The sequence below is a fragment of the Nocardia sp. NPDC006044 genome (assembly GCF_042871115.1).
Taxonomy (GTDB): Bacteria; Actinomycetota; Actinomycetes; order Mycobacteriales; family Mycobacteriaceae; genus Nocardia.
In genome coordinates this window covers 735,017-758,499 of sequence record NZ_JBIAID010000004.1, presented here as the reverse complement: position 1 = coordinate 758,499, position 23,483 = coordinate 735,017, and the positions used below count along the sequence as shown (strand labels likewise).

Sequence of the window (23,483 nt, the reverse complement as noted above, 5' to 3'; positions counted from 1 at the left end):
TCCATCGTTGAGCTCGCCTTGCGCCGTTGTTTCACTCAGGGATACATTGTATCCACTTTCGCCGATCGTGATCCGACCCTCGCGAAATCGGCGAGGGCGTCCGGGAACGCAACAGATGGAGACTGCGAGATGGCAGCCGAAGCGACGAAATCGACAGGGCCGCTTGCCGATCTGCGGGTGGTCGAGATGGGACAGCTGCTCGCGGGTCCGTTCTGCGGTCAGTTGCTCGGCGATCTCGGCGCCGAGGTGATCAAGCTGGAAGCCCCCGGCACGGGTGATCCGATGCGCCAGTGGGGCCGCGACCAGTCCCAAGGCAAGTCCCTGTGGTGGCCGGTCGTGGCCAGGAACAAGCGGTCGGTGACCTGTAACCTGCGCCAAGCCGCCGGGCAGCGGCTGGCCCGGCAGCTGATCGGGCACGCCGACATCGTCATCGAGAATTTCCGGCCCGGCACCATGGAGCGCTGGGGTCTCGGATTCGATCGGCTGCGCGCGGACAATCCCGGACTGATCATGACCCGCGTCACCGGGTACGGCCAGACCGGGCCCTACGCACCGCGCGCCGGATACGGCTCGATCGGCGAGGCCATGGGCGGAATCCGCTACGTCACCGGCGATCCCGATCACCCGCCGGCCAGAACCGGTATTTCCCTGGGTGATTCGCTGGCCGCGGTGTTCGCCACCATCGGCACCCTCGCGGCGGTGCACCACCGGGCCAATACCGGGCGCGGCCAGATGGTGGACTCGGCCATCTACGAGGCCGTGCTGGCCATGATGGAATCGCTGTTGCCCGAATGGGCGATCACCGGATATCAGCGCGAACGCACCGGTCCGGTGCTGCCGAATGTCGCCCCCAGCAACGTCTATCCGACGGCGGACGGCGAGCTGATCCTGGTCGCGGCCAACCAGGACACCGTCTTCGCCCGGCTGGCCGAGGCCATGGGACGACCCGAACTCGCCAGCGACGCAAGGTATTCCACCCACATCGCCCGCGGGGCGCGGATGGCCGAACTCGATGACCTGATCGGCGCGTGGACCGCGACCGTCGCGACCGACCGGCTGCTCGATCGGCTGCACACCGCCGGCGTGCCCGCCGGACGGATCTTCACCGCGCGAGACATGTTCGCCGACCCGCATTTCGCCGCGCGCGAGGCCATCGTCCGGCTCGCGCACCCGGAATTCGGCGAGCTGCCGATGCACGGCGTATTCCCGAAGCTGAGCGAAACCCCCGGCGGCATCCGGCATCCCGGCCCCGAACTGGGCGAGCACAACCAGACCGTCTACGGCGGCCTGCTCGGGCTCGACCCCGACGCCATCGGGCAGCTCGCCGCCGACGGCATCATCTGAGGAGACGAGCACCGATGACCGAGCGCGCCGCCGACTACCGCCGTTCCGGCTACAGCGCCCGCCTCGGCGCGGGACGCTTCCCCGCCGTTCTGGCGGTGGACCTCTGCGCGGCCTATCTCACCGAGGGCTCACCACTGCGCGCACCTGTCGAGGACGCCGTGCGGGCCGCCGCCGAAATCGTCGCGCGGGCAAGGCATTCCGGCCTGCCGGTGATCTTCACCCGGGTGCGCTTCGAGCCCGGCGGGCCGGACGGCGGGCTGTTCCGCCGCAAGGTGCCCGCGCTGCGCGTATTCGAGGCAGGCAGCCCGCTCGGCGACTTCCTCGGCGACCCCGCTCCCGCACCCGGCGACCTGGTGATCACCAAGCAGTACCCCAGCGCCTTTCACGCCACTCCGCTCGCCGCGACGCTGGCCGCCGAGCGGATCGACACGCTCGTCATCGTCGGCCTCACCACCAGCGGATGCGTGCGCGCGTCCGCGACCGACGCGCTGCAGCACGGGTTCCGGCCGCTGGTCGTCGCCGATGCCTGCGGCGATCGGGCCGCCTCGCTACACGAGGCCAGCCTGCTCGATCTCGACATCAAATACGCCGACGTGCTGAGCCTCGACGATGCGCTCGCGGTCTTGCGCGCGGCCGACGCCGACGATCACCCACCACTGACTTCCGGGACCGCAGCCGATGCGGAACTCGCTTAGCGACAAGGGGACTCCATGGGTCAACACCCATACGGCTGGTGGATCGTGCTGCATCTGGTGCTGTTTGTATTCTGGCTCGGCGGCGACCTCGGCGTGTTCTATTCCAGCCGGTTCGTGATCGATCCCGAACTCAGCGCCTCGGCCCGGGCGACGGCGCTGGCGATCATGAGCGGCCTCGATCTCGGACCCAAGATCTGCCTGGTCCTGTTCCTGCCCAGCGGTGTCACGCTGATGGCGCTGGCGCCGCACGGCGCGACGGTGTTCGGAATCGACCTGTTCCCTTGGTGGTTCGTGGTCCTGGTCTGGATCTTCGGTGCCGGCTGGCTGACCTTGACCGTGCTCACGCACCGCACGCACGGCCGTCTCGCCTCGGTCCGGCGAGCGGATCTGTTCATCCGGTTCGCGGTCATCGCCGGGCTGGCCGGCACCGGCGGCTACGCCCTGCTGGCCCACGATCCGTTCGGCGTGACGACCAATCCGCGCTGGCTCGGCGCCAAGATCCTGCTGTACACGGTCGCCGTGGCGGCCGGACTCGGTATCCGAATGACGTTGCGGCCCTTCGGTCCCGCGTTCGGCACCCTGATGACCGAAGGGTCCAGCGAACCCGTCGAGCGCACCCTGCGGCGCAGCGTCGACGGCTGCCTGCCCTATGTGTGGCTGATCTGGGGCAGCGTGCTCGCCGCCGCGACGCTGGGCGTGCTCAAACCCGGGGCACAGTTGTGAGCCCCGCTCCGGCTATGGCGTGTAACCCAACTGAGCCGATACCGCCCCGGCCGCTTTCAGCAGCATCGGGACACACTCGTCCATCCGCGGCTGGAAACGCGACAGCGGCCCGCACACGCTGATCGCGGCGACGACCCCACCGTCGTGGTCGAGGATCGGCGCGGCGATGGAGGCCGCCCCGATCTGCCGCTCCCCCAGCGAAATCGCGTAACCACGCTTCTTGGTGGCGTTCAGCTCGGTGCGCAACTTACGCACCGAGGTGATCGTCGCGTCGGTGAACGCGGTCAATTCGTGCCGGCCCAGGTATTCGTCGATCTCGTCCTTGCGCAGCAGCGCCAGGATCACCTTGGACGAACTGCCCGCATACAGCGGATACGGCACGCCGAGCGCGACCTCCATCCGCAATTCCTGTTCCGGCACAACCTGATCCACGTACATCCGGGTGTCGCCGCGGCGGATCGAGAGCGTGGCGGTCTCCCCCGTCACCGAGGCCAGCCTGCGCAGCTCCGGCGCCGCCATCACCCGGAGATCGGTGCGCGCCAGGTACGCCCGGCCGAGCGCGATGGCGGCATGCCCGAGTGCGTAACGGCGCGTGGCGGGTTCGAACGCGATGAGATCGCGATTGCGCAGTGCCGTGAGAATTCGATGCACCGCGGCCTTGGTGATGCCCAGCTCGGTGGCGATCTCGGTGACGCCGAGATCGGCCCGGCCGCTACGGCCGAACAACAACAGCACATCCATGGCCCGTTCGACCGCGGCGATCGACCGGCTCTGATTGTCGGATTCGGTTTCGGACACGCCCCGAGTGTAAGCGGTGGATTTCCCGATGGGAAACACCATCGCCATCTGGGTTCCGCTTGCGCCACGCCGATATCGGACGTTACGGTGTGCGTAACAGTGTTTCCACTATCGAAACGGATGTCACGGTGGAACCCAACTACTTCCGCGCGGTATTGGCGCAGTGGGCCAGCGGGGTCGTGGTCGTCACCACGGTCCGGGCGGACGGTGGCAGGCACGGCATGACGGCCAGCTCGTTCACCAGTGTGGCGCTGGAGCCGCCGCTGATCTCGGTATGCCTGGTTTCCACGAGCACGACGTGCCGGATGATCCGCCGCAGTGGCGTTTTCGCGGCCAATGTCCTCGGGCACGATCAGCAGGACATCGGCCGCCGTTTCGCCTCGCCCGTCTGGAACGCGGCGACCGATCGCTTCGCCACCGGGCAATGGGATACCGCGAGCACCGGCGCCGCCGTCCTCACCGACGCCGTCGCCTGGCTCGACTGCGTGCTCACCGCCTGCCACCCCGCCGGTGACCACACCATCATCGTCGGCGCGGTGCAGGATGCCGCCACGCCGCGGCCCATCGCGCCGCTCATCTACCACGACCGCACGTACCACGAGGGGATAGTCCGATGATCGGTGAACGACTCGTCGAGGACATGACCGACGCCGAACGCGAACGCGCCCAACGGGTCGACGCGGTTCTGCCCGCGTTGCGCGCGGCCGCCGAGGAAGCAGATCGGCTCGGCGCCTTTCCGCCCGGCCATGTCGCACTGCTCCGCGACGCGGGCCTGCTGGGACTGGTGGTGCCGGAGAAATTCGGCGGGTTGGGCGGCACGCTCCGGGACCTGGCCGCGGCCACGTTCGCCATGGGCACCGCCTGCCCCTCCACCGCGCTGGCGTTCTTCTTCCACAACACCAGCGCCTCCCGCGGACTGCTGCCACTGGAGGCGATCGACGCGGGCTTGTTCGCCGACCACGAGGTTCCCGTCGTGCGAGGCTTCGCCGAGAAGGTGCTCACCCGGATGGCCGAGGGGCGCTGGCTGGCGAACTTCGCCTCCGAAGCGGTCAAGACCGCCGCCGCGAACATCACCATCGCGACCACCGCGCGCAAGGCCGACGGTGGCTGGATCCTGCGGGGCGAGAAGTCATTCGGCTGCGCGACCGGTATCGCCGACTTCTATCTCACCTCGGCCAAGCTCGAGGGATACGACACCGCGGAGGGGCTCGCGACCTTCTTCGTCCCCCGGGACGCGCCCGGCGTCCGGGTGCGGGCCCCGTGGGACGGACTCGGGATGCGCGCCACCGCCAACAACGGCATCCGCCTGGACGAGGTGTTCGTCCCGGACGACGAAGCCTTGGCCGTACCCGGCGCCTTCACCAAGATGCTCACCATGAGCAGAGGCAGTTTTGTCGGCAACCAGCTCGCCATCGCCGCGGTCTACACCGGCTGCGCGCAGCACGTCTACGACGAGACACTGGCCGCCACCACCACGAAGACCTTCGCCGACACCGGCGCCCCGATCGCCTCCTCGCCGGTACACCAGGTGCTCATCGGCGAGATGACCGAACAGTTGCAGACCGCCTACCTGTGGTTGCGCTATCAGCTGATGATCGAGACCGCCGAGCCCCCGATCAAACCCAAGCCAGAAGTGTTCACCCAATGGCGCCTGGGCAAAGGCGCGGTCACCGAGGCCTGCTTCCGGGTTGCGCTGGGCGCGTTCAAGGCCGGCGGGACCTCCGCCGCGGCCATGAGCGGCGTGGCCGGGCGGGCGCTGCGCGATCTGGCGATGGGCTTGGTGATGACCTTTCCCGCCGAGCGCGGCATGCTCGAGGTGGCCCGCATCGTCACCGACGCCAAGGCGAACGAATTGTTCGCCACCGCACCGGCGAGCGCGGACCGATGAGCGCCGAACTCCCCGCGGTCACCGACCTGATCGATGACGTTTGGGGCACGCCGCAAATCGATCTCGGTGTCGCACTACAGGATCCGGCGACCGGCCGGACCGTAGCCCGGGCGGTCGCCACGGCCGCCGACCGCGTCGAACGCGCGCTCGCGGTCGCCGACGCCGCGACCGGCCGGATCGACGCGACCATGCTCGACGCGATCGCCACCGACCTGGACGCGCGGCTGCCCTGGATCGCCGAACTCGACGCCCGCGCGACCGGTGTACCGATCACCCAAACGGTTCCGCTCGCCGCGATCGTGTCCGGCTCGTTCCGGCTCGCGGCCGAACAACTCCGCACCGGAGCGTTGCGCCAGGACCGGGACGGCGTCGAGGTGCACCGGCTACCGCTCGGCCCGGCGCTGTGCCTGGTCCCGTGGAACGCGCCCGCCCCCATGGCCGCGCACAAAGTGGCCAACGCGCTCGCCGCGGGCTGCCCGGTGATCCTGAAGGTCAGCGAACTGGCGCCCTACAGTTCGGTGGTGCTGGCCGGGGCGATCGCCGAGCACGTGCCCGCGGGAATGTTCCAGCTGGTGCAGGGCGGTGCGCAGGTCGGCGGGCACCTGGCCGCCTCGCCGCGGATCACTGCGGTCTCGTTCACCGGCGGACTGGCCGGCGGGCGCTCGGTCGCGTCCGCGTCGGCGGCGCTGTTGCGGCCGTGTCAGCTCGAACTCGGCGGGAACAATCCGCTGGTGGTCCTGCCCGACGCCGACTTCGACACCGCCACCCGGATCGCCGCCGAACTGCTGACCACGTTGAACGGCCAATGGTGCCGTGCGCTGGGCCGATTGATCCTGCCCGCCGAGCGCGCGGGCGATCTCGTCGAGGGAATCGGGAAGCGACTCGCGGCACTACGGATAGGGGCGCCGATGGATCCGCTGACCGAGTTCGGGCCGCTGCTGCACGCCGATCACGTACGGACCGTGCGGGCGTCGTTCGAGGGCCGGGTCGCGCACGGCTTCGGCGACCCGCCCGAGGTCGGAAACTATTTCGCCCCAACACTTCTGGACGGCGACCTGGCCGAGGAGGTCTTCGGCCCGGTGGCCGGCGTCGTCACCTATCGCGACCTCGAGGAGGCGGTGGCGCTGGCCAACGCGGTCCCGTACGGATTGGAGGGTTACGTCTGCGGCGCCGACGAGCAACGAGCGCTGAGCGTCGCTCGCCGGATCCGCGCCGGCGAGGTGAAGGTGAACGGCTCCTCGATCATGAGCCTGCACCTGATGACGCCGCGGCCCGCGTGGGGGTTGTCCGGACTCGGCGAGGAGGGCACCGCGGAGACGTTGCGCTTCTTCACCGGCGCCCGCGTGGTCGGCGTCGAGGGCCGCTTCGCTCTGCACACGTCATGACCACCCCGGCGATCGTGGTGGTCGGCGCCGGACCGGTCGGGCTCACCGCCGCACTCACCCTGACCCGGCGCGGAATTCCGGTCACCGTGCTCGAGCAGGGCGACGAACTCGCCACCGAGTCGCGCGCCTCCACCTTCCATCCGCCGACGCTGGAGATGCTGCGCGACCTCGGCGTGCTGAATGCGTTGCTGGAGCGGGGAATAGTCGCGTCGACCTTCCAGTACCGCGACCGTGGCGGCGGGGAAATCGCCACCCTGGATCTCGCCGTACTGGCCGAAGACACCCCGTTTCCGTTCCGCGTGCAATGCGAGCAGAGCAAACTCACCCCGATCCTGTTGGACGCCCTCGACGGGGTCGATGTGCGCTTCGGTTGCCGGGTCGACGGATTGCACAGCACCGGCGATTCGGTGGCGTTGCGCACCGACGGCGGACTGATTCGCGCGGACTGGGTGATCGGCGCGGACGGTGCGCACTCCGCGGTCCGGCACGGGCTGGGCGTCGGCTTCGAGGGCAGCACCTATCCGGAGCGGTTCCTGGTGGCCTCGGTCGAGGAGGATCTGGCGCGGGCGCTGCCGGGCATCGCGCCGATCAACTACATCTTCGATCCGGACGAGTGGCTGGTGCTGCTGCGCACCCCGCAGCATTGGCGGGTGCTGTTGCCGACCCCCGCGGACACCCACGACGAATACGAATTGCGCAGACTGCCAGAGCGTTTGGCTGCGGTCGCCGACTTGGGCAGGTCGTGGAACATCGCGCACTCCACGCTGTACCGGGTGCATCAGCGCGTCGCCGGCCGATTCCGGCACGGCCGGGTCCTGCTGGCGGGCGACGCGGCACACCTCAACAATCCACTCGGCGGCATGGGCATGAACAGCGGCATCCACGACGCCGTCCAGTTCGCGTCCACGCTGGCCGAGGTCCTCGGCGGCGCCCCGGACGAGCGGCTCGACGAGGTTGCGGCGCATCGCCGTACCGTCGCCATCGAACACGTGCAACGGACCAGCCATGACAACTGGAACCGGTTGCGTAGCCGCGACGGCAGCCATCATGCGCAGCTGCGGGCACTGGCCGCCGACCCGGCCGCGGCCCGCGCGTATCTGCGTCGAGCGTGCCTGCTCGACTCGTTCGGGGCACGGACATGAGAATCGAGCGGGAGAACCCCGCCCATCCGGAGCAGATCGTCGGCGCGGTGATCTCGACGCCGCCGGAAGCAGTCGACGCCGCAGTGCGCCACGCGCACAGGGACTTTCGCGAGTGGTCCCGGGAGCCGGTCGGGACTCGGCTCACCGCGCTCGGTCACGCCGCGGACGAGCTCGATGCGCGTACACCCGAGCTGGCCTCGCTACTGGCGCGAGAATCCGGTAAACCGGTTTCCGACTGCCGCGGTGAAATCGGCTTCGCCGCCACCTATCTGCGCTGGGTTCGCGAGCACGCGGCCGAAATCCTGCGCGCGCACGACACGAACAGCTCGCGGGGCCGAATCACGCTGACCCGGAAGCCCTTCGGCGTGGTCGCCGCGATCACGCCGTGGAACGCGCCCATCATTCTCGCGATGCTCAAGCTCGGACCCGCCCTCGCGGCGGGAAACGCGGTCATCCTGAAACCATCGCCGCTGGCTCCGCTCGCCGTGTCCGCGGCGGCCGAACTCCTGCCCGCCACAAGGGTTTTGCACGGTGGACCGGATACCGTGCAGGCCCTGATCACGCACCCCCTGGTGCGCAAGGTCGCCTTCACCGGCGGCGATCAGGCCGGACGTGCGATCGCGGCCGCCGTGGGCGGCGCACTCACCCCCGTGCTGCTCGAACTCGGCGGCAACGACCCGGCCATATTCCTGGACGACTTCGCGCTGACGCCAGGCGATTTCGAGCGACTCGTCCTCGCCTCGTTCGCCACGGCAGGCCAGGTGTGCATGGCCGCCAAACGCCTGTACGTACCCGAAACCAGGCTGACCGAGTTCGTCGAGTCGTATATCGCGGCCGCACAACGCATCCTGATCGTCGGCGAGCCGGCCGACGAGAGCACCACCATGGGCCCGGTCGTCACCCGCGCGGCCGCCGAGCGCGTCACCGGGCTCGTCACCGACGCCAGGAACCGAGGCGCACGCGTCATCCCGCTCGCCTCAGCGCCCGACAGCGACGGGTACTTCCTCGACCCGGTACTCGTACTCGGCGCACCCGACGACGCCGACCTGGTCCGCCTCGAACAATTCGGCCCCGCCGTCCCGATCCTGGCCTACCGCGAGGAGGCCGAAGTCCTCGCTCGCGCCAACGATTCCGAACTCGGCCTGGCCGCATCCGTCTGGTCGGCCGACGAGGAGCACGCCTTCGCCGTCGCCTCCCGCATCGAAGCGGGTTTCACCTTCGTCAACACCCACAACCGCACCGGCATGTCCCTGCACGCCCCCTTCGGCGGCACCAAGAACAGCGGCTTCGGCCGCGAATACGCCGAGGAAGGCCTGCTCGAATACACTCAGTCAATCGTCACGCATGCCCCCGGCGCCTTCCGCGCCGGCGGCGCCGGACTACCCGCCGGCGCTTATCCGGATGCCCGGTGAATGGCGTCCGGCCGAACGCGCTGACGAAGTCCCTGCCAGCTTCCCACCGCACCGAGCGCGGCCCGGGTGACCGCGAACAACGGAGATCTGGCGGCCGCCCGCTGCCAGCGCAACGGTTGAAGCGATTGCCGCAGCGCCGGCAACGCGTAGCCGGGCAGCTGCCGATGGAAGTCGTGAATTGCCAAGGCAGGTGTGCTTTTATCGTGGTGGGCCTCGGACAACAGGGTGGCGAGCAGGTCCGCGTCGAGGATGGCGGTGGTCGCGCCGCGTCCGCCGGTCGGTGGCATGGCGTGGATCGCGTCGCCGATGGCGGTGACATTGTCGGCGGGCCACGGGGTCATGGTTTCGTGGGGATCGGCGGCCAGGTAGGGGAAGGTGGTGACCTCGGCCGGCTCGGATCGAGAGATCAGTGATACCAACCGCGGTGACCAGCCGGGCAGCAGCGCAAGCGCCGTGTCGACGGCGTTCGACTCGGCGGTTCGCCGGGCACTGGTCACCAGCCCCCAGAGGACATATCCGGGCTCGGCCACGGCGGGTATCTCGCGGCAGGAACGCGGGCTGACCGGCGCGACCGCCGGGTCGTGCACCGACAGGAAGACCGCGGTACCGCGCGGGCCGACAACGAATCCGGGACCGGAGTCGAGTTCGGCCGGTAGAAGGGCGCGGCTTTCGTCGGTCAACGGGGTGCGCCCGGCGATACCCCAGGCGTCCAAGGTGCGGGCGCCTGGTCGGCCGGAGATCTCGGTGACCACCCGGGAACGCGCGCCGTCGGCGCCGACGAGCACATCGGCCATCGCCGTGCGGCCATCCGCGAAGTGGGCGGTGACCGTTCCCCCGGCCGACCGGGTGTGGCCGATGAAGTGCGAGTCCAGGTCCAGCACATCGTCGAGATCGTGAGCGAGCAAGCGGCGCAGCGGGATTCGGCCGATCAACAGATGGTCGCCGGGGCTGTTCCGCGGCAGCGACAGCAAACGGCGCAGGCGATGGTCGAAAACACTGAACCGGCGAAACGATGCCGCACCCGAGGCGCTGGCCAGCAACGCCTGATACAACGCGGCGGGGACCCGCCGCCGCAAGGCCGCGCAGGCCTCCGGGGCCAGGTGCAGGCGGTAGCCACCGGTATCGGCCAACGCGGCGTCGCGCTCGTACACCCGGACCCGCACACCCTCGTCCCGCAGTGCACGAGCCAGCACGAGACCACCGATCCCGGCACCGATGATGACCACTCGCATAACCAGCTCCAAGTATCAGACATATGATATTAATGCCACGATACGCGGACATATATATCAGTCAACTGATACTTTGCCACCATGGATGAGCGAACCTGGACGTCGGACCGCCTGGACTCGTTGCCCGCTTGGACGCTGGTGCGCGCCTATCACGCCGTCGCACACGGCTTCACCGAACTGTTCGAACAGCACGGGCTCACACCCGTCCAGTTCGGGGTGCTGGCCCAGCTGGCCGCGGGCCCGGACCTGTTGCAATCGGAACTGGCCCGTCGAGTGCTCGTCCGGCCACAGAGCATGGCGGCGGTTATCACCCAGTTGGTACAACGCGGACTGCTGGAGCGCCGCGGCGAAGGCGGCCGGGGCCGTCCGGTACCGATTCGGCTGACCGCGGCGGGGCGCCGGACCCTGGAACTCGCCGGCAGCTCCGTGCTGGAGTTCAACGACCCCGCTCGCCTGGGACTGGAGCCCTACGAAGCCGGGATGCTGAACGCGCTGCTGCACAAGCTGATCGGCAGTCGAGCCTGACCATGGCGAGCCCGGCGATCCGGCGAACGGCCCGAGCGGTTCTGGAGAACATCGGGATACCGGTCGGCTGCTATCTGGCGCTGACCGCGGCGGGCTGGCCGCCGGTGTGGGCACTGGTCGGCGGTGCCGGGGTATCGGTGCTGGTGCTGGCCGTGCAGTACGCGCGCACCCGGCAGGTCACCACCCTCGGCGTGCTCGTGCTGGTGCGCTTCACGGTGGGCGTCGCGATCGCGCTGTGGACCGGAGACCCCCGGCTGGAATTGGCCAAGGACTTCGCGATCACCTTCCTCCTCGGACTCGCGGCCGCCGCGAGCCTGGTGACCGCGCGGCCGCTGATCGCCCGAATCCGTCGCGACATCGTGCCCGATCCGGACGAGTTCGACCGATATTGGCACTGCGACAGCGGGTTTCGACGTCTCCACCGGAATCTGACGCTGATCTGGACGGCGGGGCTCAGCATCGAGAGTGTCACCGCGGTGGCACTGATCTACATCCTTCCGCTCACCTCCGCCGTGATCGCGACGTCGGTGCTGAGCCCGGTATGCCTGCTCGGCCTCATCGGCTGGACCCAGTACCGGGCACATCGATGGACGGTGTCATATGGCCGATCTCGCTGATGTGCTAACGCATGTCGAAATAGTCCACTACGGCTCGGGCCGCGAGCCGGGGCACCAGCCACTGCGCCAGCTCTCGGTGTGCTGGATGCTGTTGGTAGGCGGTCAGTTCCGCCGCCGAGAGGTGCGTGGTGGTCATGCACAGATCGTAGGAGACGGGGGTGGCCAGTTCGTCGAGGGCGATGGTCAGCGAGAGGATGTGCGGCACTGTGCCGTCGAGTGCGGAGAGCAGTTCGCCGGCTTGTTTCGCGTCGGCGCGGTCATGGAACTTCATCAGCACGACGTGGGTGAGGCGGGGGTTGTCGGTGGGCATCGGACAATAGCTCCGTCCGTGGGGGCGGGTGAACGGTACCGGGTGGCGGGCACCCCGGACCATCCGTGACCTCAGTTGTTCCGGCTGCGGCGCCGTGCCACGAAAAAGGCGGCGGCCGCGATGATCACCACCGCGGCGGCGCTCACCCCGATCACCGCGGCGGTATTGTCGTCCGAATCATCGGCATCAACCGCGTTGTTCTGTGCCGCAGCCGGTTTCGGGGATTCCGCGGCCGGTCCGAAGGTCAGTGGAACCGAGGCGATGATCTCGGTGGCGTTGGTCAGACTGGTCACGCTGATCGTGCACGCGCCGGGCGCGGCGGTGCAGTCGGTGCCACCGACAGCGGCCACCAGGGCGATCGACCGCTTGTCCCCGCTGGGTTGCCACGTGCCCTGCCCGTCGGCGGCGCCGAGCATCGAGCCCGGCAGGTTGCAGTCCCCCGGGCCGGTGATCTGCGGCTTGCATTGACCGACCGCCACGGCGGGCATGTTCGCGGGCAGACCGTCCAGGGTCACCGTGATCGTCTGTCCCGCAGCCAGTCCGGTGGATTGACTCACCTGTAGTGCGGGCGCGGCCAGTGCCGCGGGGGCGCCGCCGACGACGGCGATCGCGACGACCGACAGGCCGGCGAAGATCCCGAGCCGGGTACCGATGAGCTTCATACTTCCTCCTGATGGATTTCACAATCGCCGCCGATCGGCGAGCGCGAAGCCGGCGACGAGCACAAGCAGCCCCGCGGTGACCGCCCACAGCACCGTGGACGGGCCTTCGGTGTCTGCGTCGATGTGCACCGTCGCGGTCGAGACGGGCGCCGGAGTCGCCGCCGAAAGCCGAGAGCCGGCGAAATTTACCGATACCGCGGCAGAATTGGCGGCGATGATCGCGGGTGGTTCGGTGCCGGGCAGCGGGGCGGCGGCGATCACGCACTGCTGCTCGGTGCAGTCGATGTCGTGGAACCGGTGGTGGACGGTCAGGGTCAGTGGGCCGAAGGTACCGTCGCCGCCGATGTTGACGAAGGTCGCGCCGCCGTCCAGGTCGCAATCCTTCAGCCCGTTGCGGAAATCCTGCTTGCACATACCGACCGCGACCGCGGCGAGACCGGCCTGAAAGCCACGACCGCTCACGGTGATTCGCTGCCCCTCGGTCAGGTCGGTGGTCGCGCTGACCTGGATTTCGGTCGGTCCGCCAGCCGCGGCGGTGCCCGGCGACACCGCCAGGTATCCGCTGAGCACTCCGACTACGGCCGCGCGGAGCACGCCGGCGAGAAATCTCATGACATGCCTCCCTCGACAGCCAGCGGCCTTCGCTGTCGTGCGCTGGGTCGCAGGGGCCACCACACCGTCACAAGCACGCAGAGCGCCGAAATGGTCAGCGCGGAGCCGGTTCCGATCAGCCGGCCGAGGAGATCCACCGATCCCAGACCGGCCGCCCCGGAGATCACCACGACCCCGGCGGTGACGCCCGCGGCCGCGCTTCGATCGGCTCGAGCCGTGGCCCGGCGCACACCCTCGTCGAGCGCTGCCACCGCCCGGAAACTCAGCGACAGCGTCAGCGCGAGGCCGATGGCCAGCGTCACCGGTCCCGGCGCGATCGCGACGAGCAACGTCCCGCCTGCCGCCAGGATCGACAGCATCGGCACCGCTTCCGCCCGCTGCCAAGGCACGATGACCGCGATAACGGCCGGCGCGGCGGCGAACGACAACCACCGGCACTGCTCGGCGCCGAATTCGTTCCAGCGGAACAGCAACAGGTGCAACGCCGGCAGCGTGGTGCCACCGATCGCGAGTCCCGCAGCGAGATAAAGGGGTAACGCCGGCCGGACGCTCGCGCCGACGGTCGCGTGCCGTCCGGGCGGGAGGGTCGCGGCGCGGGTCACGGCAACCGATCCCGTTGCCAGCCCGAGGACGGCGGTGAGCGCACCCGCGATGATCAGCCCTTCGCCGGGGTTCTCGTAACAACGCCCGGCCAGCCACGCGGCGGCGGCCATCCCCGCCACGGCCGCCGCGCAGGTGCACATCAGACCCATGCGACCCAGCTCGAACGCCAGCGCTCGACCTATGGCCAGCAACGGCCCCGTTGCCGCGCCGGCCACCAGGACCGCGATCGTGAACACCACGACGCCGTCGACCGCACCCGCGACAATGGTCGCGCCGCCCGCGAGAACTCCACACCCGCTGGCCATCGCGGCCGTCGCCCCCCTCCGCCACAGCCACAGGGCCGCGATGATCAGGCCGAGCCCGGCGGCGGTGGCGACGATGTAGCCGACCACCGCACCCGGCACGCCGACCACACCCCCCAACGGCTTTCCGAGCAGGGCGAGCTGTGCACCGCCCACCGGACCGGCTGCGATCGCACAGAGAACGGCCGCGCCGGCACCGGCGGACTCGCGCATACCGTTTCGAGTCCCGTTGGCGCGGTTGTCGATTCGCTCCGATGAAGTCCGTGATCGGCGACCGAGGCCGGCGTTTCCCAGGGATGCGCGATGCCTCGTCATCCTCAACCTCCACTCGCGTTCCACTGAGGGAAACGCAGTTTCACGATTGCCATATTGAACCCGCGGCGCCGACCAGTGTCAAGGCAAGCGAAAAAGGAGACGGTTAACCGAATTACCGTCGCGTGAAATGTCGGACCGCCCCTGGACAGATCCTTCGCCGGGGTACAGAATCGAGACCACGATGGAAACAACGTTTCGTTGTACGAAACACAGATTCGAGTGGAAGGGTCTGGTCCATGACCCGAGTCGCGGCCGCACAACTCGCCGCCGGAACCGACGTCGCGGTAAACCTCGACGCCTGCCTCCGGGTGATCGACGAGGCCGCCGCCGCGGCGGCGGAACTGGTTGTCCTGCCCGAATTCTGTAACCATTTATCTTGGTACGCCGACCGCGCACACGCGCACCGAATGGCGTGCACCGGGGGCGACCCGTTCCTCACCGCGATCGCCCGGCGCGCACGCCGGCACCGGCTCTACGTGAAGATCGGCGTCACGCTGGCCCGCGCCGGCGGCCGCACCACCGGCACCGGTCTGCTGTTCGGACCCGACGGCGAGCTACTCGGCGAGTCCGACAAACAGATCCTGATGGGCGCGGAGAACGACTATCTCGACGCCGGTCGCGGCGAATCACCGGTGATCGCCACGCCATTGGGCCGCATCGGGATGTACGCCTGCATGGAGGGCGTGATCAACGAGGTCACCCGGTCGCTGGCGCTGCGCGGTGCGCAACTGCTGCTCAACAGCCTCAACTCGTTCGCCATCGATGAAGCGAGCCTGCACATTCCGGTACGCGCCGCCGAGAACAGGGTATGGGTGGTGGCGGCCAACAAGGTCGGTCCGCTCCTTCCGGCCGGGCAGCTACCTGCGATCGCCGCCCGGCTCGGCGTGCCGCCAGACCGTTTGCACGGCGCGGGCGAAAGCCAGATCGTCGGCCCGGACGGCATTCCGGTCGCCATGGCACCGGTCACCGACGAGGCGATCGTGGTCGCCGACATCGATATCGGCTTGGCCGACAACAAGGTCCGCGGCGACGGCACCGACATCCTGGCCGCACGCAGGCCCGAGCTCTACGTTCCGTTGTCCGGTGTGACGCCCAAACGCCGCGCACCCGCCGGGGCTCCGACGCTGTCGGCCGCGGTGTCGATCGCCGACACCACGGTGCTGGCCGGGCTCGCCGCCGACGGTGCCGACCTCATCGTGCTGCCGGAACTCGCGACCCTGCCCATTCCGGAAGCCGTTCGCGCACTGCACGACACGACGGCGCACGCGGTGCTCAGCGTGCGCGATGCCGAGACGCACCGTGGTGTGCTGATCAACGCGGACGGCGTGGTCGGCTACCAGTCGCAGCTGCACCCGACCGAACGACATCCCTGGTTCACGGATCCGGGCGACGGCCTGACCGTCTTCGAGTTGCCTTGGGGCCGAATGGCGATCGTCGTCGGGGACGACGCGCTGTTTCCGGAAACCTTCCGCCTGGCCGCGATTCAGGACGCGGACGTCGTCGCGGTCCCCTGTTCCCCCACCGAATCGTGGGAACTGCGGCTCGGACTGGCGGAGCGGGCAGCGGAGAACCGGCTCAACGTGGTGGCCGCCGGCACCGCCGAATCCGTCGGGCTCGTCGGCGCGATCTACGCGCTCAGCCCGGATTTCACCCTGTGGACCGAGTGGAGCGGGCCGTTCACCGGGGTGATCAGCCATCCGATCGTGACCGGCGTGCCGACCGGCTCGACGAGTGCACGCGCGATCGTGCGTCCCGCCGAAGCCGTGCGCCGCAGCGTATCCAGAGGCACCGATCTGGTGGCCGACCGGCCGCCGTGGCCGCTGGACGCCATGACGAAAGAAGCTCAGTGACAACACAACCCGGAGCGACCATGAGTGAAACCGTGCAGCATGTCGAGCAGATGGTCGACGCGACCGCCAGGACCGATGTCACCGCAACCTTCCAGGAATGGCGAGAGTTGCTGAGCGGGTTGAAATCCCGGATCGCCGAGCGCTTCGAACTCGCCAGGGACCCGTCCACCGAGGAGCTGGACAGCTACGGCGACCCGGCGGCCGGCCCGTCGGGCAGCCTGGCCGCCTACTCCGGGCCCGACATCGATTGGCTTGTGCATTCCTGGATCGGCGACCCCGCAACGGGTTTCGTCAACCTGCACCTCACCGCATGGCTCGGACCACGGATCAACGTCCCGCACCTCGGCATAGCGTTGCTGCTGTGGCCGCAAGGCTGGTTCTACGTCGACGCGATCCCGCGCGGCGACCTGGTCGGCGACGGCGCCTACTTCGACAGCTACTACGCCGAGAACGATCCGCCGTGGCTGGCGTTCAAGGAAGACCATCCCGATTTCACCTGGTTCACCAGCCGCACCGGCTTCATCCGGGCCAGCCTGTCCCCCACCGCGTACTGCTACTCCTTCCCGGCGACCAGCGACAATCGCGCTACCGTCGCCGAGCTGCTCACCGCCCGGGTCGAACAATGGCTCGGCTGGGTCGACGCGGCCGAACCCGTCCCGGCCGGGCAGCGGGCGGCCCTCGCCGACCGGGATCTGGCGATCCGGCGCAACATCGCCGAACGCGATCCGGCGAATGTCATGGGCGAGCGGATGTTCGGGCCGGACGTCACCCAGCGTTTGGTGCGTGCCCTGTGGGGCGGCGATCGAGTCCTGCCGAGGCCGGTCGCATGAGCATTGTTCGTTCGCTCTGGTGGTCGGCGCGCACGGCGGGCGACGCTCCCTTCGACACCGCGCATTTGAAGGTCTACTACCCCGCGATCGCCACCGGTTCCGACACCGAACGGCTCTCCGGAGTCTTCGCCCCCGATCCGGCGGCCGCACCGTATCCGGTGGTGCTGTTCTTGTCCGGCGTGAACGTCGGCCAGGACTCCTATCGCCGGTTCGCCACCGCCATCGCCGACTCCGGTTTCGTGGTCGTCACTTTCGACCGGGTGGCCGAGTTGTTCGGCGGGCAGCGCGGATTGACCGTCGGCGTCGACCTCGACGCGGCCCGCCCCGACGCCTACGGCACCCGCCCGACCTGTCCGGCCATCGGCGCGATCCTGGCCGCTGTCACGGAGTTGAACGAACACGGTCCGCTGGCCGGCGCTCTAGACCTGGATCGCGTCGCGCTGGGCGGGCACTCCGCGGGCGGCACCGTCGTGCTCCAGTCCGCACGCTTCTTTCCCACGGTCCGCGCGGTTTTCGCCTGGGGCGCGCACACGATGGTGGCGACCATGCTCGGCTGGCCCGCGGGCACCGTGCTGCCCGCCCAGGTCGACTGCCCGGTACTGCTCGGGGTCGGCACCAACGACGGCGTGATCAAGGGCAGTGCCGACCGGTACGGCGAAGACGGCGAGCACCGCCCCGACCCGGTGGCCAGGACATTCGACGAAGCCCTGCCGCCGGGTGATCACCTGTTCGCGGTCGTGCCGGAGGCCAACCATTTCGGCATCGCCGACGTCGACCCGACCGCGGCGCGGGCCTTCCTCGACGGCCCGGACGACGCGGACGCGCTCGCCCCGTTCGCCCGGCTCAGCTCGGCGTTTCTGCGCACCCACCTGCGTGGTTCGGCGGCGGCCCGCGCCGAACTCACCGAATTCACCGAGGCGGGTGTGTTGCGACCCCAACGATCGGAGCACGAACAATGTTGAAAAACTTCTGGTACGCGCTGGAATTCGCCGACCGCGTCGGCCGGACCCCGAAGAAGGTGACCTGCTTAGGTCAGGACTTCGTGCTGTATCGCACCACGGCGGGCACGGCGGTCTGCCTGTCGGATCTGTGTGTGCATCGCGGCGGTGCGCTGTCGATGGGCACCCTCACCGGGGACTGTATCGCCTGTCCGTACCACGGCTGGCAGTACGACGCCGAAGGCGCCTGTGTGCGCATCCCGGCGAACTCCGAAGACCGGCTCATCCCGAAGAAGGCCAGGGTCGACGCCTACCCCACCCAGGAGCGCTACGGCATGGTCTGGGCCTTCCTCGGCGATGTGCCCGAACCGCAACGCCCACCCATACCGGACATCCCGGTGCACGACGATCCGGCTTTCCGGATGGTGCAGTTCGAGATGGAGGTCGAAGCGAACTACGAACGGACCTTCGAGAACGTCGTCGATGCCTCGCACACCCCGTTCGTACACGGCACCAGGTTCGGCAATCCGGACAAACCCGAGATTCCCAATTTCACCGTCCGCAAGGATGATTGGTCCGCGGAAGCCGATATCCGGCTCAGCCCGCCGCCGCCGAGCGGGCTGTGGGGGCTGCTGTCCAGGAACAAGCCCCGCCCCGAATTCGTGACGGTGACCAATGGATGGTATCTGCCCAACGTGGTCAAGCTGCATATCCGGTTGCCGATCGGCGATCTGCTGCTCTACGACTTCAATATCCCGCTCTCGCAGGACCGCACGCTGATCAAGATCCTCGGCTACCGCAACTTCTTCACCGGTCGCTGGGCCGACGCCGACGCGCGCAAGCGAATCAAAGACATTCTGCTGCAGGACAAACCGGTGGTCGAATCGCAGCGCCCGGAGCTGCTCCCGTTCGATCTCGCCGACGAATTGCATGTGCGCAGCGACGCACTCCAGATCGCCTACCGGCGCAGACGAACCCAGCTGATCAAGGACGGCTGGTGGCTCGGCGACGACGACGTCATCACCGGCGACGGACCGCGCCGCACGGCTACCGTCATCGCCTCGCCCGCCCGCCGGGACAACCCCGAACTCGATCAGGCCTGGGTACACAAGGCCCGCACTGGAGGAACACCGCAATGAGCCTGCCCGCCGAACTCAGCGAGCGCACCCTGCGTCGGCTGAGCACTTCTCTGGAACTGGTTCCCGCCGAGGATATTTCGTTGACCAGCAGCACGTCGCCGGAACCGGTCGGCAGGCTGCGGGTGTTTCATGGCGAACCGATCGACAAGCTCGTCGCCGTCGATCTCGTGGTGCCCGCGATCGGCTTGGACAGCCACATGATCTTCGCCTTCACACCGCCCGATTCCGCGGTCCCGCACTTCACCCTGGACTCGGTGCGGTCGGCGGAATATCACGCGATGCACCTCGACCTCATCCCGCGCACCGATCTCGCCGTGCACCTCGCCTATCTAGACGCCGCGTTCCTGCCGTTGACACCGCTGCTCGAGGCGGCTTGGCGGATCGAGGGTGTGTCGGCGGCGGCGGTCGGTCCCCGGCAGCGGGCGATGATGTCGCCGTGGATGGTCGTCTGCCGAGCCACCGACACCGCCTTCCAGACCCTGGGCGCCACGGTCGACGACTATCTCCAGCATTGGCTTACATTGGTGGACAAGGGAGTTCCCGCGGTCGACGGCGATCTGGCCGCCCGCGACCGCGCCAACCGGGCGAATCTGTTCAGTCCGGAGGTGGATCCGGTGTGGGCGCAGGTGACCCGGCTGCTCGGCGACGAACAAGCCGAGCGGGTACGGACGGAGCTGCTCGGATGACCGCCGCCGAAGCTCCCAGCCAGTGGCAGCAACGCATCGCCGGTGAATGGGTCGGCAGGCCGTCGCTGTTCGCCGCGGACGGGGTCTGGCGCGGTTTCGAGGACATCCGCCGTTCGTCAGTATTCGCGGACGGGACCACGACCTACTACATGGATGGCAGCCTCACCGGCGGCGGCGAGCTCGCCGGGCGGTTCGCCCTCGGCGCGCCGTTCGCGTTCGGGGTGATCGACTCCGACAACGATCGGCTCTATACCGGTCCCGACTTCTACGGTGCCGGACAGCCTTACGGCGGATTCGTCGATGCCCACTACTACGGTCCGGGCTGGCAGGTGGGCTTGAACACCTGGAATCAGACCCTGGGCGATACCCAGGTGTATTCCTCGGTGCTGTCCCAGGGGCCGGCCATCGTCGGCGTGTTCAACGGCGTCTACACCCGGAACCCCGATCTGGCCGGCGAACTGGTAGAGCACGAAACCCGCTGCGGTGCGGCGTCGTTCATCTTGCCCACCAAGGACGAATGCGGTTATGCCGGCGACTGCGAGCTGTGGGGCGCCGATCAGCAGCTCCGCGGCACCGTTCGAGTCGACCTGGAGATCACTCCGCTGAGCCTGTTGACCGCCGAGCACCGGGTGACCTGGAGCGGGGCGGTCCACCGCACCTACGAGGCCACCGTGCGCCGCGACGGCGTCCGCTCCTTCCACGAGGGACCCGGCGCCTGGGGCAACGCGACCGCCTACGGCCGGGCCAACTACCCGGTGCTGCACCTTGCCGACGGCAGCCGGATCACCGGGCGGGAATTCATGGTGGACGCCGCACCGGGTATGGGTGCGGGCACCGAGCTCGCCGTGGTCTACGAACTGTTCGAGCACAACCGCCTCAGCGCCGTGCTGCACGGCGTATTGGTCCGCCGATGAGCAGGCCGCGGCCTGCCAGGACCGTCGTGGTGACCGGGGGCACCCGCGGCATCGGCCTCGGCATCACCCGCGCGCTACTCGACCGCGGCCATCGAGTCGCATTGTGCGGCACCGATATCGAGCGAATGGATCGGCTGCGCGACGAACTGCCCGGCACCGCGCTGTTGATGGCCGCCGATGTCACCGAACGCGCTGAGCTGCAAGCACTCTGGGACGCGGCCGCGGCACGATTCGGTCCGATCGATGTGTGGATCAACAATGCCGGCATCTCCCATGTCCGCACCCCGGTCTGGGAGCTGTCTGCCGACGAGACACGAAAAGTGATCGCCACCAACCTGATCGGCGCGATAAACGGCTCCGCCGTCGCCATAGCGGGCATGGCGAACGCCGGCGGCGGGCACGTCTGGAACATGGAGGGCCTCGGCAGCGACGGCCGGGCGGTTCCCGGACTCGCGGTCTACGGTGCCAGCAAGCGCGCCCTAACCTACCTGACCAAGGCGCTCGCCAAGGAGGTCCCGGCGGGCGTCTCGGTCGGCCTGCTCAGTCCGGGCATGGTGGTCACCGATCTGCTGACCCACGGTTACACCGATCCGGCGGAATTGGCCAGGGCGCGCAGGATATTCAACATTCTCGCCGACCGGGTCGACACCGTCGCGCCCTGGCTGGCCGAACGCGCGGTCACCCCCGCCCGGAACGGGGCGCACGTCCGCTGGCTGACCACGCCCAAGGTGATCGGCCGCTTCGCCACCGCGCCGTTGCGGCGACGCGACCTGTTCATCGAGTGACAATCGCTGTCCGCCAACGAAGAAATCCGAGCCGAAAGAGAGACCGTGCCTGACGTATTGGGCTGGAGAGCGAAGTTCGGGGTACTCGCCCCGTCCACGAATACCGTCGTGGAGCCCGATTTCGCCCGAATGAGCGTGCCCGGAGTGACGACGCACTTCGGTCGCATCCACATCCGCGACCAGAACATGGGCGACGACGCGGGCATGGACCGGCTGCTCGACCAGATCCGCGCCGAAATGGACGCGACCTGTGCGCGCGTGCTGACCTGTGCGCCCGACTACATGGTCATGGGCATGTCCGCGGAGACCTTCTGGGGTGGCGTCGAGGGCAACCAGAAGTTCGTCCGCCAGATCCACGACGCGACCGGGCTGTCGGTAGCCACCGGGGCCGAAGCCTGCCGGCGTGCGCTGACACTGAACGGGGCGACGCGTATCGGAGTCGTGACGCCCTATCAACCGATCGGCGACCAGAACGTGGTGCGGTTCTTCGGCGAGCTGGGCTTCGAGGTGGCCGCGATCAAGGGATTACGCTGTCCCACCGCGGTTTCCATCGCGCACGTCACCGAGGCGCGGTTGCGCGATGCGCTGCGCGAGGTCGACAGCGACCGCGTCGACGCGCTGGTGCAGTGCGGCACCAACCTGTCCATGGTCGGCCTGGCCGACGCGGCCGAGCGCTGGCTCGGCAAGCCGGTCATCGCGATCAACGCGGCGACCTGGTGGATGGCATTGCGCGACAACGGCATCCACGATCGCGTCGACGGCGCGGGGGCCCTCCTGCGCGATCATTGATCCGCCAGCAACCGCCGCGCCCGCCGGACCACCGCCAGGTCCACCATCCGGCCCGCGTCATCGAGCACCGCCCCGCCCACGGCATCGAACCGGGCCACCAAGGCCCGCGCCCGTTCGAGCTCGGCCGGAGCAGGTGTGAAAACGTCGTTGACGACCGCGACCTGACGGGGATGGATGCAGGCACGCCCGCGAAAACCCATGCGCGCCAGCGCCATCGTGGAGACCTGCAGTGCGCCGAGGTCACCGAAGTCGGTGCGGACCGGGCCGAGCGGGGGTGCGATGCCCGCGGCGGCGCTGGCCAGCACGACCTGCGAGCGCACCGCCCAGAGCTCTCGGTCGTCGGGGCCGGGCTCGACGCCGATGTCGGCACAGAGGTCCGCCTCGCCGAGCTGTAGACGGTCGACGCGGGGGGCGGCGGCGATATCGCGAGCGGCCAGCACAGCGGACGCGCTTTCCAGGATCGGGCAGATCCGGATGCCGCCGGGAGCTGGTTCGAACTCCCGCAACACCGCACCCGCGGCGTGCACCTGGTCGGCGGACTCGGTCTTGGCGAGACACACCGCGGAGACACCGGCCACCGCGACCGCCGCCAGATCGGCCTCGCCGATCGAGCCGGGATTCACGCGCACCCAGATCCGGGGTCCGCTCGCGCGAGTCTCGTTCAGCCAGTTGGCAACCGCGGTCCTGGCCCGGTCCTTGGCGGCCGGGGGAACCGAGTCCTCGAGGTCGATGAGCACCACATCGGCCCGGCTCGACATCGCCTTGCCGAAGAGTTCGGGACGGCTGCCCGGCACATACAACGCCGATCTCACCGGCACACCTTCCGTCCGTTGGGTACACCGCGTGCGGCGACTCCCGACTGCTCGCTGTTCAGACGGTACCTGCGGGGTCCACATTTTGGCAACGCCGTTTCCCTATATGAAACAGTTGCACACGAGATTTCGGACGGACCGAGGTCGGTGCCGTTCGACGAGTCCCGGCCCACCG

Annotated in this window: 25 protein-coding genes; 18 read left to right on the top strand and 7 right to left on the bottom strand. The window is 68.8% G+C overall.

Annotation, left to right across the window (positions count from 1 at the left end; genetic code table 11):
- Positions 1 to 129: 129 nt before the first annotated feature.
- Genes ACFYO1_RS34535 through ACFYO1_RS34525 form a run of 3 tightly spaced genes read left to right on the top strand, consistent with a single transcriptional unit; the run spans position 130 to position 2,762 of the window.
- Positions 130 to 1,344: a CaiB/BaiF CoA transferase family protein gene (locus tag ACFYO1_RS34535; RefSeq protein WP_387240596.1), complete on the top strand. Its 1,215-nt coding sequence runs from the start codon at positions 130 to 132 to the stop codon at positions 1,342 to 1,344.
- Positions 1,345 to 1,358: 14 nt separating this feature from the next.
- The gene (locus tag ACFYO1_RS34530; protein WP_387240593.1) at positions 1,359 to 2,039 is read left to right on the top strand and encodes an isochorismatase family protein; all 681 of its coding nucleotides are present in this window, start codon (positions 1,359 to 1,361) and stop codon (positions 2,037 to 2,039) included.
- A 15-nt stretch (positions 2,040 to 2,054) separates the two neighbouring features.
- Positions 2,055 to 2,762 (top strand): hypothetical protein, encoded by a 708-nt coding sequence (locus ACFYO1_RS34525; protein ID WP_387240590.1) that lies wholly within the window; start codon positions 2,055 to 2,057, stop codon positions 2,760 to 2,762.
- A gap of 12 nt (positions 2,763 to 2,774) precedes the next feature.
- Here ACFYO1_RS34525 and ACFYO1_RS34520 read toward each other — a convergent pair whose 3' ends face one another.
- Positions 2,775 to 3,560, bottom strand: coding sequence for an IclR family transcriptional regulator (locus ACFYO1_RS34520; protein ID WP_364730294.1), 786 nt, complete (start codon positions 3,558 to 3,560; stop codon positions 2,775 to 2,777).
- Positions 3,561 to 3,688: 128 nt separating this feature from the next.
- Here ACFYO1_RS34520 and ACFYO1_RS34515 point away from each other — a divergent pair, with 128 nt between their 5' ends.
- The 5 genes from ACFYO1_RS34515 to ACFYO1_RS34495 are packed head-to-tail and all read left to right on the top strand — an operon-like array spanning position 3,689 to position 9,387.
- Positions 3,689 to 4,177 (top strand): flavin reductase family protein, encoded by a 489-nt coding sequence (locus tag ACFYO1_RS34515; protein WP_387240586.1) that lies wholly within the window; start codon positions 3,689 to 3,691, stop codon positions 4,175 to 4,177.
- Complete coding sequence (locus ACFYO1_RS34510) at positions 4,174 to 5,448, top strand: acyl-CoA dehydrogenase family protein (RefSeq protein WP_387240583.1); 1,275 nt, start codon at positions 4,174 to 4,176, stop codon at positions 5,446 to 5,448. Before ACFYO1_RS34515 ends, ACFYO1_RS34510 begins: the two co-directional genes overlap by 4 nt.
- Positions 5,445 to 6,833: an aldehyde dehydrogenase family protein gene (locus tag ACFYO1_RS34505; protein ID WP_387240581.1), complete on the top strand. Its 1,389-nt coding sequence runs from the start codon at positions 5,445 to 5,447 to the stop codon at positions 6,831 to 6,833. Before ACFYO1_RS34510 ends, ACFYO1_RS34505 begins: the two co-directional genes overlap by 4 nt.
- Positions 6,830 to 7,975, top strand: coding sequence for an FAD-dependent oxidoreductase (locus tag ACFYO1_RS34500; protein ID WP_387240578.1), 1,146 nt, complete (start codon positions 6,830 to 6,832; stop codon positions 7,973 to 7,975). Before ACFYO1_RS34505 ends, ACFYO1_RS34500 begins: the two co-directional genes overlap by 4 nt.
- Positions 7,972 to 9,387 (top strand): aldehyde dehydrogenase family protein, encoded by a 1,416-nt coding sequence (locus ACFYO1_RS34495; RefSeq protein ID WP_387240575.1) that lies wholly within the window; start codon positions 7,972 to 7,974, stop codon positions 9,385 to 9,387. The genes ACFYO1_RS34500 and ACFYO1_RS34495 overlap by 4 nt, the downstream gene beginning before the upstream one ends.
- Here ACFYO1_RS34495 and ACFYO1_RS34490 read toward each other — a convergent pair.
- Positions 9,369 to 10,619: an FAD-dependent oxidoreductase gene (locus ACFYO1_RS34490; RefSeq protein ID WP_387240572.1), complete on the bottom strand. Its 1,251-nt coding sequence runs from the start codon at positions 10,617 to 10,619 to the stop codon at positions 9,369 to 9,371. The genes ACFYO1_RS34495 and ACFYO1_RS34490 overlap by 19 nt on opposite strands.
- Before the next feature lie 81 nt (positions 10,620 to 10,700).
- On the opposite strand from ACFYO1_RS34490, the gene ACFYO1_RS34485 reads away from it, so the two are divergent.
- Entirely contained in the window at positions 10,701 to 11,144 is a 444-nt protein-coding gene (locus ACFYO1_RS34485; protein WP_387240568.1) for a MarR family winged helix-turn-helix transcriptional regulator, read from the top strand.
- Positions 11,145 to 11,146: 2 nt separating this feature from the next.
- Positions 11,147 to 11,761 (top strand): VC0807 family protein, encoded by a 615-nt coding sequence (locus ACFYO1_RS34480; RefSeq protein ID WP_387240565.1) that lies wholly within the window; start codon positions 11,147 to 11,149, stop codon positions 11,759 to 11,761.
- Positions 11,762 to 11,765: 4 nt separating this feature from the next.
- Here the strand turns inward: ACFYO1_RS34480 and ACFYO1_RS34475 are convergent, their stop codons facing one another.
- The 4 genes from ACFYO1_RS34475 to ACFYO1_RS34460 form a co-directional block, all read right to left on the bottom strand.
- On the bottom strand, positions 11,766 to 12,071 hold the full coding sequence (locus tag ACFYO1_RS34475; protein WP_387240562.1) for a Dabb family protein: 306 nt from the start codon (positions 12,069 to 12,071) through the stop codon (positions 11,766 to 11,768).
- Between the two features lie 71 nt (positions 12,072 to 12,142).
- A complete protein-coding gene (locus ACFYO1_RS34470) occupies positions 12,143 to 12,733 on the bottom strand; it encodes a neocarzinostatin apoprotein domain-containing protein (RefSeq protein WP_387240559.1) in 591 nt (196 codons plus the stop codon).
- Positions 12,734 to 12,751: 18 nt separating this feature from the next.
- The gene (locus ACFYO1_RS34465; RefSeq protein ID WP_387240556.1) at positions 12,752 to 13,345 is read right to left on the bottom strand and encodes a neocarzinostatin apoprotein domain-containing protein; all 594 of its coding nucleotides are present in this window, start codon (positions 13,343 to 13,345) and stop codon (positions 12,752 to 12,754) included.
- Positions 13,342 to 14,406 (bottom strand): hypothetical protein, encoded by a 1,065-nt coding sequence (locus tag ACFYO1_RS34460; RefSeq protein ID WP_387240553.1) that lies wholly within the window; start codon positions 14,404 to 14,406, stop codon positions 13,342 to 13,344. The genes ACFYO1_RS34465 and ACFYO1_RS34460 overlap by 4 nt, the downstream gene beginning before the upstream one ends.
- 395 nt (positions 14,407 to 14,801) lie before the next feature.
- On the opposite strand from ACFYO1_RS34460, the gene ACFYO1_RS34455 reads away from it, so the two are divergent.
- The 8 genes from ACFYO1_RS34455 to ACFYO1_RS34420 are packed head-to-tail and all read left to right on the top strand — an operon-like array spanning position 14,802 to position 22,496.
- Positions 14,802 to 16,415, top strand: a complete 1,614-nt coding sequence (locus ACFYO1_RS34455) for a nitrilase-related carbon-nitrogen hydrolase (RefSeq protein WP_387240550.1) — start codon at positions 14,802 to 14,804, stop codon at positions 16,413 to 16,415.
- A 20-nt stretch (positions 16,416 to 16,435) separates the two neighbouring features.
- On the top strand, positions 16,436 to 17,245 hold the full coding sequence (locus ACFYO1_RS34450) for an oxidoreductase (protein WP_387240547.1): 810 nt from the start codon (positions 16,436 to 16,438) through the stop codon (positions 17,243 to 17,245).
- Positions 17,242 to 18,207: an alpha/beta hydrolase family protein gene (locus ACFYO1_RS34445; RefSeq protein ID WP_387240544.1), complete on the top strand. Its 966-nt coding sequence runs from the start codon at positions 17,242 to 17,244 to the stop codon at positions 18,205 to 18,207. Before ACFYO1_RS34450 ends, ACFYO1_RS34445 begins: the two co-directional genes overlap by 4 nt.
- Positions 18,201 to 19,322, top strand: coding sequence for a Rieske 2Fe-2S domain-containing protein (locus ACFYO1_RS34440; RefSeq protein ID WP_387240541.1), 1,122 nt, complete (start codon positions 18,201 to 18,203; stop codon positions 19,320 to 19,322). The genes ACFYO1_RS34445 and ACFYO1_RS34440 overlap by 7 nt, the downstream gene beginning before the upstream one ends.
- Entirely contained in the window at positions 19,319 to 20,008 is a 690-nt protein-coding gene (locus ACFYO1_RS34435; RefSeq protein ID WP_387240538.1) for a hypothetical protein, read from the top strand. Before ACFYO1_RS34440 ends, ACFYO1_RS34435 begins: the two co-directional genes overlap by 4 nt.
- Positions 20,005 to 20,922, top strand: coding sequence for a hypothetical protein (locus tag ACFYO1_RS34430; protein ID WP_387240535.1), 918 nt, complete (start codon positions 20,005 to 20,007; stop codon positions 20,920 to 20,922). Before ACFYO1_RS34435 ends, ACFYO1_RS34430 begins: the two co-directional genes overlap by 4 nt.
- Positions 20,919 to 21,707, top strand: coding sequence for an SDR family oxidoreductase (locus ACFYO1_RS34425; protein WP_387240532.1), 789 nt, complete (start codon positions 20,919 to 20,921; stop codon positions 21,705 to 21,707). Before ACFYO1_RS34430 ends, ACFYO1_RS34425 begins: the two co-directional genes overlap by 4 nt.
- Positions 21,708 to 21,752: 45 nt before the next feature.
- Positions 21,753 to 22,496 carry an arylmalonate decarboxylase gene (locus ACFYO1_RS34420; RefSeq protein WP_387240529.1) on the top strand — a complete coding sequence of 248 codons (744 nt, stop codon included), beginning with the start codon at positions 21,753 to 21,755 and terminating at the stop codon, positions 22,494 to 22,496.
- On the opposite strand, the gene ACFYO1_RS34415 is transcribed toward ACFYO1_RS34420, so the two are convergent.
- Complete coding sequence (locus ACFYO1_RS34415; RefSeq protein WP_387240526.1) at positions 22,490 to 23,308, bottom strand: HpcH/HpaI aldolase/citrate lyase family protein; 819 nt, start codon at positions 23,306 to 23,308, stop codon at positions 22,490 to 22,492. The genes ACFYO1_RS34420 and ACFYO1_RS34415 overlap by 7 nt on opposite strands.
- Between the last annotated feature and the right edge of the window lie 175 nt (positions 23,309 to 23,483).

Excerpts from the sequence above, each read along its gene's own strand:
- ACFYO1_RS34535 (WP_387240596.1), top strand. The coding sequence starts at position 130 with ATGGCAGCCGAAGCGACGAAATCGACAGGGCCGCTTGCCGATCTGCGG.
- ACFYO1_RS34530 (WP_387240593.1), top strand. The coding sequence starts at position 1,359 with ATGACCGAGCGCGCCGCCGACTACCGCCGTTCCGGCTACAGCGCCCGC.
- ACFYO1_RS34525 (WP_387240590.1), top strand. The coding sequence starts at position 2,055 with ATGGGTCAACACCCATACGGCTGGTGGATCGTGCTGCATCTGGTGCTG.
- ACFYO1_RS34510 (WP_387240583.1), top strand. The coding sequence starts at position 4,174 with ATGATCGGTGAACGACTCGTCGAGGACATGACCGACGCCGAACGCGAA.
- ACFYO1_RS34505 (WP_387240581.1), top strand. The coding sequence starts at position 5,445 with ATGAGCGCCGAACTCCCCGCGGTCACCGACCTGATCGATGACGTTTGG.
- ACFYO1_RS34500 (WP_387240578.1), top strand. The coding sequence starts at position 6,830 with ATGACCACCCCGGCGATCGTGGTGGTCGGCGCCGGACCGGTCGGGCTC.
- ACFYO1_RS34495 (WP_387240575.1), top strand. The coding sequence starts at position 7,972 with ATGAGAATCGAGCGGGAGAACCCCGCCCATCCGGAGCAGATCGTCGGC.
- ACFYO1_RS34490 (WP_387240572.1), bottom strand. The coding sequence starts at position 10,619 with ATGCGAGTGGTCATCATCGGTGCCGGGATCGGTGGTCTCGTGCTGGCT.
- ACFYO1_RS34485 (WP_387240568.1), top strand. The coding sequence starts at position 10,701 with ATGGATGAGCGAACCTGGACGTCGGACCGCCTGGACTCGTTGCCCGCT.
- ACFYO1_RS34480 (WP_387240565.1), top strand. The coding sequence starts at position 11,147 with ATGGCGAGCCCGGCGATCCGGCGAACGGCCCGAGCGGTTCTGGAGAAC.
- ACFYO1_RS34475 (WP_387240562.1), bottom strand. The coding sequence starts at position 12,071 with ATGCCCACCGACAACCCCCGCCTCACCCACGTCGTGCTGATGAAGTTC.
- ACFYO1_RS34470 (WP_387240559.1), bottom strand. The coding sequence starts at position 12,733 with ATGAAGCTCATCGGTACCCGGCTCGGGATCTTCGCCGGCCTGTCGGTC.
- ACFYO1_RS34465 (WP_387240556.1), bottom strand. The coding sequence starts at position 13,345 with ATGAGATTTCTCGCCGGCGTGCTCCGCGCGGCCGTAGTCGGAGTGCTC.
- ACFYO1_RS34455 (WP_387240550.1), top strand. The coding sequence starts at position 14,802 with ATGACCCGAGTCGCGGCCGCACAACTCGCCGCCGGAACCGACGTCGCG.
- ACFYO1_RS34450 (WP_387240547.1), top strand. The coding sequence starts at position 16,436 with ATGAGTGAAACCGTGCAGCATGTCGAGCAGATGGTCGACGCGACCGCC.
- ACFYO1_RS34445 (WP_387240544.1), top strand. The coding sequence starts at position 17,242 with ATGAGCATTGTTCGTTCGCTCTGGTGGTCGGCGCGCACGGCGGGCGAC.
- ACFYO1_RS34440 (WP_387240541.1), top strand. The coding sequence starts at position 18,201 with ATGTTGAAAAACTTCTGGTACGCGCTGGAATTCGCCGACCGCGTCGGC.
- ACFYO1_RS34435 (WP_387240538.1), top strand. The coding sequence starts at position 19,319 with ATGAGCCTGCCCGCCGAACTCAGCGAGCGCACCCTGCGTCGGCTGAGC.
- ACFYO1_RS34430 (WP_387240535.1), top strand. The coding sequence starts at position 20,005 with ATGACCGCCGCCGAAGCTCCCAGCCAGTGGCAGCAACGCATCGCCGGT.
- ACFYO1_RS34425 (WP_387240532.1), top strand. The coding sequence starts at position 20,919 with ATGAGCAGGCCGCGGCCTGCCAGGACCGTCGTGGTGACCGGGGGCACC.